The 13,980-nt window shown below is 47.5% G+C and carries 13 protein-coding genes and 1 pseudogene; 1 reads left to right on the forward strand and 13 read right to left on the reverse strand.

Features of this window, described 5'->3' with window-relative positions; genetic code table 11:
* Positions 1-99: 99 nt before the first annotated feature.
* The 13 genes and pseudogenes from ACZ5AE_RS27965 to fdhD form a co-directional block, all read right to left on the reverse strand.
* Positions 100-429, reverse strand: coding sequence for a YwdI family protein (locus ACZ5AE_RS27965; RefSeq protein WP_464568146.1), 330 nt, complete (start codon positions 427-429; stop codon positions 100-102).
* A gap of 166 nt (positions 430-595) precedes the next feature.
* A complete protein-coding gene (locus ACZ5AE_RS27970) occupies positions 596-1,615 on the reverse strand; it encodes a thiazole biosynthesis adenylyltransferase ThiF (RefSeq protein WP_464568148.1) in 1,020 nt (339 codons plus the stop codon).
* A gap of 153 nt (positions 1,616-1,768) precedes the next feature.
* A complete protein-coding gene (moaD, locus tag ACZ5AE_RS27975; protein WP_464568150.1) occupies positions 1,769-2,002 on the reverse strand; it encodes a molybdopterin converting factor subunit 1 in 234 nt (77 codons plus the stop codon).
* Complete coding sequence (locus ACZ5AE_RS27980; RefSeq protein WP_464568152.1) at positions 1,995-2,462, reverse strand: molybdenum cofactor biosynthesis protein MoaE; 468 nt, start codon at positions 2,460-2,462, stop codon at positions 1,995-1,997. Before ACZ5AE_RS27980 ends, moaD begins: the two co-directional genes overlap by 8 nt.
* Complete coding sequence (locus ACZ5AE_RS27985; RefSeq protein WP_464568154.1) at positions 2,463-4,385, reverse strand: molybdopterin biosynthesis protein; 1,923 nt, start codon at positions 4,383-4,385, stop codon at positions 2,463-2,465.
* A gap of 13 nt (positions 4,386-4,398) precedes the next feature.
* A complete protein-coding gene (locus ACZ5AE_RS27990; RefSeq protein WP_464568156.1) occupies positions 4,399-5,631 on the reverse strand; it encodes a molybdopterin molybdotransferase MoeA in 1,233 nt (410 codons plus the stop codon).
* Positions 5,632-5,646: 15 nt separating this feature from the next.
* Entirely contained in the window at positions 5,647-6,246 is a 600-nt protein-coding gene (mobA, locus tag ACZ5AE_RS27995) for a molybdenum cofactor guanylyltransferase (protein ID WP_464568158.1), read from the reverse strand.
* Positions 6,247-6,258: 12 nt separating this feature from the next.
* Positions 6,259-7,068, reverse strand: coding sequence for a formate dehydrogenase accessory protein FdhE (locus ACZ5AE_RS28000; protein WP_464568160.1), 810 nt, complete (start codon positions 7,066-7,068; stop codon positions 6,259-6,261).
* A 295-nt stretch (positions 7,069-7,363) separates the two neighbouring features.
* The gene (locus ACZ5AE_RS28005; protein WP_464568162.1) at positions 7,364-8,068 is read right to left on the reverse strand and encodes a formate dehydrogenase subunit gamma; all 705 of its coding nucleotides are present in this window, start codon (positions 8,066-8,068) and stop codon (positions 7,364-7,366) included.
* On the reverse strand, positions 8,061-8,891 hold the full coding sequence (locus ACZ5AE_RS28010; protein WP_464568164.1) for a 4Fe-4S dicluster domain-containing protein: 831 nt from the start codon (positions 8,889-8,891) through the stop codon (positions 8,061-8,063). The genes ACZ5AE_RS28005 and ACZ5AE_RS28010 overlap by 8 nt, the downstream gene beginning before the upstream one ends.
* A pseudogene (gene fdnG, locus ACZ5AE_RS28015) lies at positions 8,891-11,296 on the reverse strand (formate dehydrogenase-N subunit alpha); the annotation flags it as partial. The pseudogene fdnG and the gene ACZ5AE_RS28010, both read right to left, overlap by 1 nt.
* A 12-nt stretch (positions 11,297-11,308) precedes the next feature.
* The gene (locus tag ACZ5AE_RS28020; RefSeq protein ID WP_464568166.1) at positions 11,309-11,881 is read right to left on the reverse strand and encodes a twin-arginine translocation signal domain-containing protein; all 573 of its coding nucleotides are present in this window, start codon (positions 11,879-11,881) and stop codon (positions 11,309-11,311) included.
* Between the two features lie 50 nt (positions 11,882-11,931).
* Positions 11,932-12,729 (reverse strand): formate dehydrogenase accessory sulfurtransferase FdhD, encoded by a 798-nt coding sequence (gene fdhD / locus ACZ5AE_RS28025; protein ID WP_464568168.1) that lies wholly within the window; start codon positions 12,727-12,729, stop codon positions 11,932-11,934.
* A gap of 252 nt (positions 12,730-12,981) precedes the next feature.
* Here fdhD and pdxK point away from each other — a divergent pair, with 252 nt between their 5' ends.
* A complete protein-coding gene (pdxK, locus tag ACZ5AE_RS28030) occupies positions 12,982-13,824 on the forward strand; it encodes a pyridoxine/pyridoxal/pyridoxamine kinase (RefSeq protein WP_464568170.1) in 843 nt (280 codons plus the stop codon).
* Positions 13,825-13,980 lie beyond the last annotated feature (156 nt).

Consider the following 13,980-nt stretch of genomic DNA (forward strand, 5'->3'; position numbering starts at 1 on the left):
TAGCTGCAGCGCCTAGCCCCTCTGTGGTCTACAGCCAATCCGTCAAGAAGGCTTGTCTTATGTTTGTCGGGGCTGGTCAAGGCGCTTCCGCTTTTCTATTTAAAAATCAAACAGCGAATCGCCGTTGGCCTCATCGTCTAGTTCCAATTTTTTCGGCTGTGGTGCAGCAATGGCCGGCTGTTGAAAAATTGGCTCCGGAATGGCCGGCTGATAGGCTGCCTGCTGCAATACTTGAGCTGCTGCCGCTTGTTGAATAGCGGCCGTTGCAGGCTGTACATTCCGTCCGGACTGATTCTCCTCCAATATCAATTCGCATAATATTTTAATAGAGTAAACCCTTTCCCGCAAGCTTTCTTCTTTATGGCTTGCCCGTGCCTGCTTCAATTCTTCTTCCATTTTGGCTAATAATTTTTGGACAGATATATTCACGTTCAAATACTCCTCATTTTCGGTCTCTGTTCTATTCTACATGAGTATCGGCTTTTTTTCGAAAAAATAGTCTTTCACATCCTTTCGACATATTTCAAATGTTTCACGTGAAACTTGTTGAAATATGTAAACCCGCACCAATCATGGTACGGGCGGGTTCCTTATATTATCCTAATATTCTTTGATAAATTGATTTTGCGTGAGTCAAGTCTTTTGTCCCGTGAATAAGTGCGCGGCCGTCCTGGAAAATGACCATCCGTTCCTCGCCCATTTCAACTGACACTAAATATGGATTGCCTTTTACCGTATAGCCGAGCGAGCTAAGCTGGCTGGCGAGCTGTTCCAGCGAAATTTCCCCAGGTGTGGCAGGGCGGATCTGCACGGTATCGCGCCCGCATAGAACGGTGGTCTTTGTCATATTCTCACGGTCGAGATAAGGATATGTCCGCTCCTCTCCGCAGGATAGGCAGCCTGTGTGTTTGGCCTTCGACATTTTCAGACTCGTATATTGATTTCTCCATAGATCGAAGCTGACAAACGTCTGGCGGACTGCATCCCAATCCTCGGCCAGCATCTTTAACGCTTCAGCAGTCTGGTGGGCGATGACCATTTGCACGGCCGGAGAAATGATGCCGCCCGTATCACAGGTCATCCCCTGAAGTGGAATGGTCCTAAGCAGGCAATTTAAGCACGGCGTTTTCCCCGGAATGATGGAAAAACTCATCCCATAGCTGCCGACGCATGCCCCGTAAATCCAAGGAATGTTGTATTTCTGGGAAACATCGTTCATCGCCATCCGCGTTTCAAAATTATCGGTCGCATCAAGCATCAAATCGACACCAGTTGCTAGCGCTTCAAGGAGTTCCGGTGTGGCGTCACCAATTATGGCATTGATTTCAACCTCTGAATTAATTGCCTGAAGACGTTTTTTTGCAGCAGCAGCTTTAGGTAATTTCTCAGCCACATCCTCTTCCGTATAAAGCTGCTGGCGCTGCAGATTACTGGTTTCTACATAGTCCCGATCGACGATGGTTAATCTGCCTATGCCGGCGCGGGTCAGGATTTCCGCATTTCCCGAACCAAGGGCCCCAGCGCCGATGATCAACACATGCTTATTTCTTATCTTTTCTTGGCCTTCCTTACCGATGCCGGGAAAAAGGACTTGCCTTGAGTAGCGTTCGTTCATAAAGATCCCCTTTCTAGAAGAAAACTCGCCTTTTGGGCGAGCTTTTAGGGCATTAATTTATATTTTGCTATTATCCCATACAAATTTTTTTATTTATTAGCGAATTTCACTGTTCTATTAGCGAATTCAAGCCTTCTATTAGCGAATCTAATTTCAGCCCCCGCTAACGGGCGGAATAAACGCGATCTCGTCACCATCCTGAATCACTTCTTCGTTAGAAGCAAACTCTTCATTAATGGCCGTCATGACCGTTTCCATCCGCGGCAAGTCGTACTTCTCAGCGAGCTCCGCCTTCAGCTGCGCCACCGTTTTTCCGCTGGCATCCAGTTGCAGAAACTCCTCGCCAACCGCATCCCGCAAATGAGCGAAAAACAAAACTTTATTCACTTAAATCACCCTCCTCAGGCTTCCCGCTCGGATAGGCCTTTGTTTCAAGCTGGTTGCCGACCCATTCCTCGCCATCCTCCCAGTGCTCTTTTTTCCAAATGGGGACAATCTCTTTAATCCGCTCAATTGCGTAGCGGTTCGCCTCATAGGCATCAGCCCGATGCGGAGTAGAAACCGCGATTACAACCGCAACATCGGTAATATCCAAGCGTCCGACCCGGTGCGTAATCGCCACTCGAGAGCCCGCCCAGCGCTCTTCAATCTCGCGGCCAATCTGCTCCAGCTTTTTCACAGCCATCGCCTCATATGCGTCATAGATTAAAAATAACGTCTTTTTGCCATAGGTCAATTCCCGGACAGTGCCGATAAAGGTGGTGATTGCGCCGGCTTCGCGCTGGACCACCTTGTCAATGACCTCCTGTATATTAATCGGTTCTTTAGAAATCTCGAAAAGCTTCAATTATATCACCTCTTCAGCCAAGCCCTTTGGCTCGGCGTTTTCCACCACTTGATAGCCGCCGATGTTCTCCACCTGTGCCTTAAAGGCAGGAGAATGGATGATTTCCTCAAGCAGCTTGAACTGTTCACTTTCGTAAAAGCTTCTGGACATAACTAAATCGTATTCCTCATCAGCAACCGGAACAAACTCCAAGCCCATTGCTTTGGCCGCCGGATAAATGCCGAGGCCGGCGCCGCGGGCATCACCTTTCACTTCAGCCGCTACCGCCAAATGAGAGAACATCTCCCGGTCATAGCCAGCTATCTCGTCGGGTTCAAGCCCCGCTTCCTCCAACAGCATATCAAACAAAATCCTCGTGCCAGCGCCTTTCTGGCGGTTGACGAAGTTCGCGCCCTTTTCCACCAAATCAAGAACGCCGCCTATTTCCAGCGGATTGCCCTTCGGCAATATCCAGCCCTGCTTGCGCTTCAAAAATGGATACAAGACAACATCCTGCCCGGCCAACAGCCGGCGTACATATGATATATTATATTGTTTTGTCTCAGGGTCAAGCAAATGAATCCCCGCTACATGGGCCTCGCCTTTTCTAATCGCCATAATCCCGGCCATGCTGCCGACATGCGAGGAGACGATTTTCATCTCCGTCCGCAGCCGCTTCAAGGCCGATGATAGCAGGTCAATCGTCAAATCGTGGCTGCCTGTAAACATAATGGCATTCCGAATTTCCTCCAGCGGCCGCAGCAGCTCCACTTCCGTCAGCTCGCCCTGTTCATAGCCAATCACATCCGGCGGCACCACCAATAATCCGTCCGCCCGCACATAAGACATTGTCACCCCAGCTGCTCTTGTCAGGGGATTAGCGACAAATTGGCCATTCACATAGCCGATATTCATTCGCACAAAATCCTCAGCCCCCATTGACGAAACAATGCGCCGGCCAAGCCTGACGGTAACCTTCTGCCGCTCTGGCTCCGGCACACCTAAGTACCTGCAGACAAGCGGCCGCGCGAACCATTCCAGCGCCAGATACGCAGATACCGGGTAGCCCGGTACGCCAATCACAACCGTACCATTAATCTTACCCAAAATAACCGGTTTGCCCGGACGCGCCGCAACGCCATGGGTATAAACCGTACCAAGCTCCTGAATTATATGGACGGTGTAATCCCTCCGTCCCGCCGACGACCCCGCATTGATGACAATGAAGTCCGAAGTTTCAGTTGCCTCAAGCAGCGCTGCCTTAATCTTCTCCGGCTCATCCTTGACAATCCGATGCAAACGCGGTTCGCCGCCCCATTCTTTAATAAAGTTAGCAAACACAGTACCGTTAAATTCAACTATTTTCCCAGGCGCCATTTCCAAGCCAGGCTCAACTAACTCATTTCCCGTTGGAATCACTGCTACCACCGGTTTTTTCACGACTGGAACCTCGAGCAGCCCTGATGCCAAGAGCACCCCTAAATCTGCAGGCCGCAAAATATGCCCTTGTGGAAACAGCATTTCCTCCTGAACGATATCCTCGCCAATCGGCCGGATATGCTGCCACGGTGTCGCCGGCTCGATGATTTCAATCGTCTCCTCGTCCAACACCTGCACATGCTCAATCATAATCACCGCATTAAACGGCGACGGAATTGCATTTCCCGTATCGACGTGAACAAACTGCTTACCAAGTTTTAAATGCAGGGGGTTTTGCTCGTGAGCCGTGTACGTGCTTTCCGCCACAACCGCCACCCCGTCCATGGCCGAAGCATGATAATGCGGCGTCGATACCGGCGCAAAAATCGGTTCAGCCGTTGCTCGGCCCAAGGCTTCAACTGTTGGAACAAGTTCAACTTCCGGAGTTGCCTCAAAAGCCGCAAGAATCTCATCTCGCGCCTCGAAGCGCGGTTTATCTTCCAAGTAAATTTTCCGTTTGTACATGACTGTCCTCCCCTTACCTGGATAGAATCACAGGAACATACTCGCCCTGCGAAACTCCTTCTTTTTCTGAACTAATCTCCACGATGCCGTCACTCTTCACCAGCGTCGTAATCAAGCCGGACTTGCCGATAATCGGCTCCGCCCACCATTCGCCGTCCCTTTCCTCCAAGCAGACCCGGATATAATCTGACCGTCCCGGGCTCGACGGGATGTTTTTTGTTATTTTTGCAAAAATATGCCCTGGCTTCGGCACGAGAGTTTCACCAGACAACCTCTTTAAAATCCGCTCGCCAAAAAGTTTGAAGATAATCATCGCCGACGCTGGATGACCAGGCAGTCCAATCACCGGTTTGCCGTCCGCCACCGCTAAAATCGTTGGTTTGCCGGGCTTGATCGAAATACCGTGCACAAACACGCCGGGCTCACCCAAAGACTGAATGACCTCCGTCGTATAATCCTTCGCACCAACCGAACTGCCGCCTGACATAATCAAACAGTCCACCTGCTCATAAAGCTCGCGTGCTTTTTGGCTGAATTCCTCATAGTCGTCGCGGACAATACCGCCGTACACAACCTCGACATTCCAATCGCTTGCCAGTCCGGCAATCGTCAACCCGTTAATATCGCGAATTTGTCCAACCGCTAAGGCTTCGGTTTGATAGGGAACAATTTCATCCCCTGAAGACAGATAGCCGGCTTTAATTTTTCGAAAAACGGTGACATGGGTAATCCCCAAGGAGGCAAGTGCGCCCAATTCCTGTGCGCGGAGTTTCATCCCTTTTTCAAGGAGAATCTCGCCTTCACGGATATCCTCGCCTGCCCGGATAACATTTTCTCCGGGCGCCACTTGTTTATATGTATTGAGGAGTCCCTCGACATCCTCACAATGTTCAATCATCAACACGCTGTCGCTGCCGGCGGGAAGCATCCCGCCGGTTGGAATATAAACAGCTTGTCCCAAGCCGACAGCTGCATCAGGGACCTCGCCCATTTTGACTTCCCCGGCAATGTTCAGGAAGCCTGGCATGGACTCGGAAGAACCATACGTATCTTTCGCGCGGACAGCATACCCGTCAACGGTCGAGCGGTCAAAGCCGGGAACATTCTCCTTCGCGGTCACCGGCTCGGCTAGTATATAATGAAGGGCTTCGGAAAGCTCCCTTACTTCTGTTTGTTGGGTTGCCAGAATCATTTCGTCTATCAAGGCAAATGTTTCTTCCACTGTTTTTACTTTGAAAAATTGCATGGTTCTCTTTTCCCCCTAAAGTTCGCTTTCGGCCCACTTTTTCGCGTCTTCGTATTCCTCCGGGTGGTTCATGTTAAAGAAGACCCGCTCCAATTCTGTTTGGCTAAAGCCTGCAAGCTCTTTTTCTGTTACATAAAGGACATTTAGACGGTCTAGCAGCTGTTTCATGCGGAGATTCCCCGCCCTAATACAGCTTTCCGCCACAGCCGCCGCTGATTTTTTAAAAACAGCAAATAATGGATGCTGGTTCCCGTTGATTACGGGGATGACCGCATCATAATCGCCGCATAGTTTCGCCATGGTCTCGGCAAGCTCACCGGACACAAACGGCATGTCGCAAGCGACGACAAAATTAACATCGCTTTCGGAAGCTTTCAAACCGGCATGAAGTCCGGCGAGCGGCCCCATGCCGGGATAGTCATCTGAAACCATTTCCAGTTCTAAAAATTCATAATCATCAAAATGATTGGTTACCAGAATTATACCATTAAAACAGTGCTTAAGTATGTCTCTAATTCTTTCAATATTAGTTTTCTCATTTATTTTTAATAGAGCCTTGTTGGTACCCATTCGGCTGGATTTTCCGCCTGATAAAATAATTGCTGAAGCGTTCATCGACAGTACCTCTTAATTCGTAACTTTTTTCTCGCCCACTGCGCTAAATCCGTTTTCCTGCGCGACAAAATCGAGATGGATTGATATTAAATCGATCATGGCAGCAGACGGTTTTTCTATATATTGCCTTGTATCAATAATTTTAATATAGCCGTTGCACTCCTCGCAAACCTGTATTTGCGAAACGGCGTCCCCTTCAATCGAAAAAAATTTGATTTTTTGGTAGTCTTCATTGCCGCAATGCGAACATTCCAGGCGTTTCGCCTTCCACTGAGCGAGACAGCGCGGGCACTGACAAACTTTCTTGCCATCTTCCTCTAAAACTGCCATTCTAACTGGCTCACCGCAGACTGGGCAGCCGGACCACGGTACGGTATGTTCAATAGAATCCTGGACCTTTCCCGCAATCATTTGAAGGTAGGGGCGGAAAATCATTTCAGCCAGGAATTGCGGAATCCACTCTTCTAATCCATGTTCCTCTGCAAAGCTACGAAAATAATCCATATTTAAAAGTTGTGCATTTTCGATCCAGCGAATTACCGTCTCTTTGTCAAGGAGACTACTGATGCCGGAAAGCATTGATTCAAGATCCGGTCTTGCTTTTATGAGTACGGAATTTATATCCTCTACCCACTGTTGGAATAATGAAATATCAAGGTCAATAGCCGTTAGATCAATAACAGGCACCCCTGCAGCCATCGCTGCCTTGTCCAGATCGGGCATGACCGTGTCTGGGTCAATCCCCGTCTTCCATTTTTCCTGAAGCTGAACGATTTCCTTCCATAGGTTCTGGTATTCCTTTGAAACAACGGATTTAATCATTGTTGTTGCACCTCTTTTAAAATGATTTTTGGATTTGCGAATAGCAACTTGCGGATAACGAGCTCCTACTTGCGCATGATGGGTCCTAACTTGTGGATGCCACGCTCCTACTTGCGCATAACCTGCCCTAACTTGCGGATGGCACTCCTACTTGCGCATAACCTGCCACAACTTGCGGATGGCGCGCCACAACTTGCGGATGACACACTCTTACTTGTAAAAGGCGAGTCCTCTCCTCATTTTTAAAGGGGAATGGCTGCCTTATAAAAGACAGCCAGCCCCTTTCCTCATAAAATTACGCACCTTTTTTATGTTTCGGATCATCCAACTCAGGGAAGTTACCCTTGTTGACTTCTTCTTCATACCATTCAGTGTAGTGATCCTTTGCCCACCAAGCAGGAACCTCACCGGTAACGACGCCGGAGTAGCCTGGTCTTGAGTTTTTATGAATCACGCTCAAGTAAATGTGACCGACAATAACGGCCATACCAAGAGCGAAGCCGACGTTGTGGAAGAAGTAGCCCCATTGCACAAGAGCTCTCGGGAAATACTCAGGGAACCACATCGTGAAGCCTGAACAAATAACCAAAATTGCACAGAACATCTGCAGAATTGAGTTGATTTTTTCCCCAGCGTTGAAGAAGGTTTGTTTTATATGCTTAAACTTAAAGCCGAACAATTCTTTAACGAAACTGCTGAAAAATTCAAGATCGCGTTTTTTCCAAGTGATTAATTCCTTCAGCCAAAGCATCAGGAACTGCGGGCTGAAAATCAACAGGATGAAGGTAGGCGTAATGAATGTGACCGCAAAAATTCGGTGCAGGAGCCGTGCATTTGCCGGGCCGCCAAACACCGGATACAGCCAGTCAAAGAATTCGGTATACATCGGCAGTGCCGTAATGTACAAAGCAAAGAAGGAAATCCCATTGATTGCATGGGCCCATACAAACGCCTTTGGAAAGCGGCGTACTTTAACATCAGCTTTTATCTGATTACTCATGGCTTCCACCTCCGTCATCCTCGTGACCTTTGCCTTCTTTATTGAACAACTTGTTTGTCACAAACGCACCGACAAGAGCCATCGTGGTGGCACCGAGCATCATCTTGCCAATTGGCTGTGCGTAATCCTTCCAGGCAACTGCGGAGGTTGGAACTTTCGGATTTTCTGGAAGCCCGTATACAGACGGTTTTTCTGCTAAAACATAAACGGTGTGTGTGCCGCCAACGCCTTGCGGATTGTATACCTGGGCATTTGGATATCGATTTTTGATTTCTTGGACGCGCTTTTCAGCCTTTCTGATCATGGCCTCTTTATCGCCAAATTCCATTGCTCCCGTATGGCAGGTGGTTACACAGGCAGGCTGCAACCCCTCTTCCAAACGGTCGGTACACATTGTACATTTTTGGGCTTTACGGTACTCTTTACCATTTTTATCTTTGTATTCCTTTAGAGAAATTACTTCGAACGGACAGTTTTGGACGCAATAGCCGCAGCCTACACACTTGTCATGGTCGATGACAACGGAACCAAAATCGGTATAGCTAATGGCATTCTCAGGGCATACCTTTTCACACGCCGCATCCGTACAATGGAAGCAGGAGGAGTGGCGGAACAAGTAATCCAGACCGCCTCCCGCATTCTCATGCTCGATGTACTGGAGGACGTTCCAGGTATCGGCTGTTGTTTTTGGATGGGACTGGGCACTGCCCTGGAATGCTGTCTCTTCAACAGGCAGGTCGTTCCAGTTTTTACAGGCCACCATGCAGGCTTTGCAGCCGTCACATTTGGTCACATCAACGAATTTCACATATTCTTTAGCCATTAGTCAGCCCTCCTTACATCACAGAGGAATGCTTTGTATTCTGGAATTTGCGTGTTAGCATCTCCAATGTGCGGAGTCAGGCGGTTAGCTGTATCTCCCGTAACAAATCCTTTATAGCCAAAATGCCATGGCATTCCCACTTGGTGCACTACTTTGCCTCTTACTTTGAAAGGCTTATACCGTTTCGTAACCATTGCGTAGGCAGTGATTTCACCGCGTGCTGAGCTGACAATGATTTTATCTTTGTTGTTGATGCCTTTTTCTTTTGCGAGTTCTTCACTTATTTCAACAAACATGTAACCGGAGATTTCTGACAGCCATTCTTGATTTCGGGTCATCGAACCGGACTGCCAGTGTTCAGATACCCGGTAGGTTGTCGCTATGATTGGGTAAGTTCCTTTTGAACCTTTCTTGTTGAATTCGCCATCATGAATCACAACGGCAGGGTTTAATTCCACAGATGAGAAGGCATTTGGAACCGGGCTTTCAAACGGCTCATAATGTTCAGGGAAGGGACCTTCATTCATCGTTGGTGCATAAATCAGCCCTACACCGTCTTTATTCATCATGATTGCGCCAGTACCGCCTGGTGCTGTTGGTGCTAATGTTGCATTAAAGTCTGGAACGTCGTTGCCGACCCATTTATTCTGGATGGCATCCCACCAAATGATGGCCTTTTCCTTGCTCCACGGATTACCGCTCGGATCCGCAGCAGCACGGTTATATAGAACACGGCGGTTCATTGGCCAAGCAAATGACCAGTTAAGATAGTGGTGTCCGCCAGTATCTTTATTGTCACGGCTTTTTGATTTGTTCTTGCCTTCTTCAGGATAGAAGCCGCTATAAATCCAGTTTCCGCTGGTAGTTGTTCCATCGGCTTTTAAGGCCCCAAAACCAGGAAGCAGCTTGCCAGTTGTCAGGTCGCAACCATTGATTTCCTTGGCAACCAGGTCTATGTCACATTCAGGACCGGTTCCAAAATTCCAATCAAGAGCCAAAAATGGCGCTGCCGCAGCACTTGTGTCGCCGGCATAGAGTTTTTTCAGTTTAAGCGCGAGCTCGTGAATGATATCAAGGTCTGGTCTGGCTTCTCCTTTTGACTGAATGGCTTTCCAACGGTACTGCATCCAACGTGAACTGTTGGAGATGCTCCCTTCCTTTTCAAATGATGCCGATGCTGGAAGCAGGAATACCTCGGTATTGATTTTCGATGGGTCGCTGCCCGCTTCTTTTTTCCAAAAGGCCGCTGTTTCTGTTTCCCAAAGGTCAACAGCAACCAGCCATTTTAAGTTGCCAAGTGCTTCTTTTTCCTTGCCGGCATTCGGTCCGCCGACAACCGGATTTGTCCCCCATAGGAATGCACCGTCAAGCTCTTTATTGTACATTGCTTTGAATAAGAAAATGTGCGAGTAGTTCTTTGCCCCCGGTTTAGGTAAATATTGATAGCCAAATTCGTTCTCGGCTGTAGCATTTTGCGCGTACCAAGACTTTAGCAGGCTGACCACGAATTTAGGTCTGTTGCTCCAATAGCCTGAAGGGGGTGTTTCTTTTTTCAAGTAGCCGTCAAGTGTCGCGTGCTCAGGTACTGATGCTTTCGGAATGGCTAGGTAACCGGTCAGGTTATCCCATAATAACCCAAAATCTGTGGAGCCTTGGACGTTCGATTCCCCGCGCATCGCGTTAATTCCGCCCCCTGGCAGGCCAATGTTACCCAACAGCATCTGGATAATCGCATAAGCACGGACGTTTTGCGAACCGACTGTATGCTGGGTTGTACCCATTGCATATAGAATGGTTCCTGCTTTGCCGACTTTGCTAGTTTCACAGAATGACTTGTAAACCTTTAATAAATCTTCTTTTGGTGTTCCTGTAACAGATGAAACCGTATCCAAATCATAGCGTGAATAATGCTTCTTCAGTAATTGGAAAACAGTACGAGGGTTCTCCAAGGTTGGATCCGTTACCGGTTTTCCATCCGGTCCTGCAGCAAGAGCCCATTTTGTTTTATCATAAGTGCGTTTTGTTTGGTCATAACCAGAGAATAGGCCATCTTTGAAATCGTAGCCATCCGCAACGATAAAGGAAGCGTTTGTATAGTTAACAACATATTCTTTGTGAATAAGATTATTTTCGAGTGCATATTTAATCATTCCGCCAAGAAACGCAATATCTGTTCCGGAACGAAGCGGGGCGTAAATATCAGATACCGCTGATGTCCGAGTATAACGCGGGTCAACACTGATGATTTTTCCGCCGTTTTCTTTTGCTTTTGTCAGCCATCTGAAGCTGATTGGATGATTCTCTGCAGGGTTTGCGCCCATAATTAACGCGCAATCTGTATGCTGCAGGTCATTCCAGTGGTTTGTCATTGCTCCACGTCCAAACGATGGTGCCAGACCGGCAACCGTTGAACTGTGTCATATTCGTGCCTGGTGTTCCAAATAGACAACGCCAAGCCCTCTCATCAATTTTGAAACCAAATATGTTTCTTCGTTATCGAGTGCCGCACCGCCAAGGCTGGCGATCTTTTCTGTCCGGTTGACAGTGACGCCATTTTCGGAAACGATAAATGACTTATCTCGGCTTTCTTTTGTACGTTTGGCAATGGTATCGAGCATCCATTCCCAGTCTTTTTCTTCCCATTTATCGCTGCCAGGAGCACGATAAAGCGGTTTCGTCATCCGCTTTTCGGAAGTGTATAACTGTCTGAGTGTTGTTCCTTTGCTGCATAGCTTGCCTTCATTAATTGGGTTATCCGGGTCCCCCTCCGTATAAACCACTGTGTTGTCCTTTGTATGGACCAAAATTCCGCAGCCGACGCCGCAAAAACAGCAAATGGTTGGTGTTACAGCAGCTTTGGCAATTTTGAATTCTTTTGATTTCGCATAGGCTTTTTGCTCATTAAAGCCCAGTTCAACAATCGCTAGTGTGGCAGCGGTTGCACCGGAAAGCTTTAAAAATTGCCGGCGATTTAGGTTCATTTCAACCATTTCCAATCTCCTTCCCAAGAGTAATGAATAGAACATCCCATTTTTTATGTTTATCTATATAGTTCTACCGGCTGATTCCCCCCTTCAAAGCTTCTATCCAAGAGCGGCTCTGGATTTACATCATTTTCGACCCTGCCTGCAGCAGTATAGACCATCGCCATTTTTCCCCTTAAATAGCCGATGACTTCTATATTTAAGTACCGCGCCAGCTGAATGGCCTGCTTAGTGGCAGCCGTGCGCGAGCCGATAACAGGAAAGCCAAATTTAGCTGCTTTTGAGAGCATTTCATATGAAACCCTGCCGGTTGTAAGAAGTACAAGCCTGTCAGGCTGTAAGCGATTTCTCAAAGCGTGTCCGATAATCTTATCGACGGCATTATGGCGGCCGATATCCTCACGAATGGTGATATTCCCCTCTTCATCCACAATGCAGGCGCCATGCATGCCGCCTGTTTCCAAATAAAAGCGGGAGTTTTGAGCAAATTCGCTGCGTTTTTTTAAAAGATAGCTAAGCTGATAGGTTTGATTTGATGTAACCTTTTCGAAGTTCTTAACATCCGTCATTGAAAAAAATGTGACGCCCCTGCCGCAGCCTGCTGTGTAATGCTTCTTCTTTAAAAAGACCTGCTCTTCATTAAAGTCTGCGCTTAATGTGACATGGATGCTTCCCATATCTTCATTGATGACGATGGACTCAATATCATTTGCAGCCTGAATAAATCCTTCAGAAAACAAATACCCGTATGTCCAATCCTCGAGGTCAAATTTTGTCAATTGGAAAACTGCCATTTCGTATCCGTTAATCATTAATGAAATGGGATATTCGTCGGGACAACTTTTGTGGTTCATTGGTTTCCCACCACCTTTAGGAGAGTATTTCTCATAAATAATCGTACTTTTGGATGAATTTTTAGAAAGTAATTTTTATCACAATAAATCCGCAAGAATAGTAAAAAGGACGGATATTTCACTAGTTTGTCAAACACTTTCGATAGGCGAAAAGGACTTGTTGTAGATGTGCAATTGAAATTTTTGGTTGTTTTTGTGCTGGTGAATTATAATAATAGGGTGAAATTCAGCGTATCTTAGGAGGAGTACATAATGAGCATCAAGAAAGTAATGACAATCGCCGGTTCGGATTCAAGCGGCGGGGCCGGGCTTCAGGCGGACTTGAAGACGTTTCAGGAGCTTGGCGTATATGGTATGAGCGCCCTGACATGCATCGTCACGATGGATCCTAAAGACAATTGGCATCATAACGTGTTCCCAATTGCATCGGATATTCTTGATAAGCAGCTGGAAACCATTCTATCCGTCGGTATCGATGCCATGAAAACAGGTATGCTGGGAACGGTTGAGTTAATTGAACTTGCCGCAAAAACCATTGATGCGCACAAGCTAGAGCGTGTCGTAATTGATCCTGTCATGGTATGTAAAGGCGAAGACGAGGTGTTAAATCCGGAAACGACCGATGCGATGCGTGAGCTTTTATTGCCGCGCTGTTTAGTGGTGACACCAAATCTGTTCGAGGCCGGACAGCTTGCCGGCATGAAAACGCCGAGAACAGTAGAGGAAATGAAGGAAGCCGCTGTAAAAATTTTCGACCAGGGGGCAAAAAATGTTCTCATCAAGGGCGGCAGCAAGCTTCAATCCGAAGAAAATGCTGTTGATCTTCTTTATGATGGCAAGGAATTCAGAATTTATGAATCGCCAAAATATAATACAACCTTTACGCACGGCGCAGGCTGCACCTACTCATCCGCGGTCACAGCTGAACTTGCGAAAGGAAAATCGGTCTTTGAAGCAGTCGAAGTGGCGAAGGACTTTATCGCAGCTGCGATCGAACAGGGCTTCCGCCTAAACGAATACGTGGGACCAACCTGGCACGGCGCCTACCGCGGTTCACAAAGCAAAACCGAATATTGTGATGACTGCGCTGAGTAACTTATAAAGGAATATAAAGGGCTGAACATAACGTTCAGCTCTTTTTTCATAAATAAGCTGAATGTTGTTCAACCAAGTTGATTGGAGCGGAAGGGGCGAGACTCCTGCGGGAGTACGGGACAGGGTAGACCCCGCAGGCGCCAGAGGCGCTAAAGG

It is taken from the genome of Neobacillus sp. S1227 (assembly GCF_055385255.1).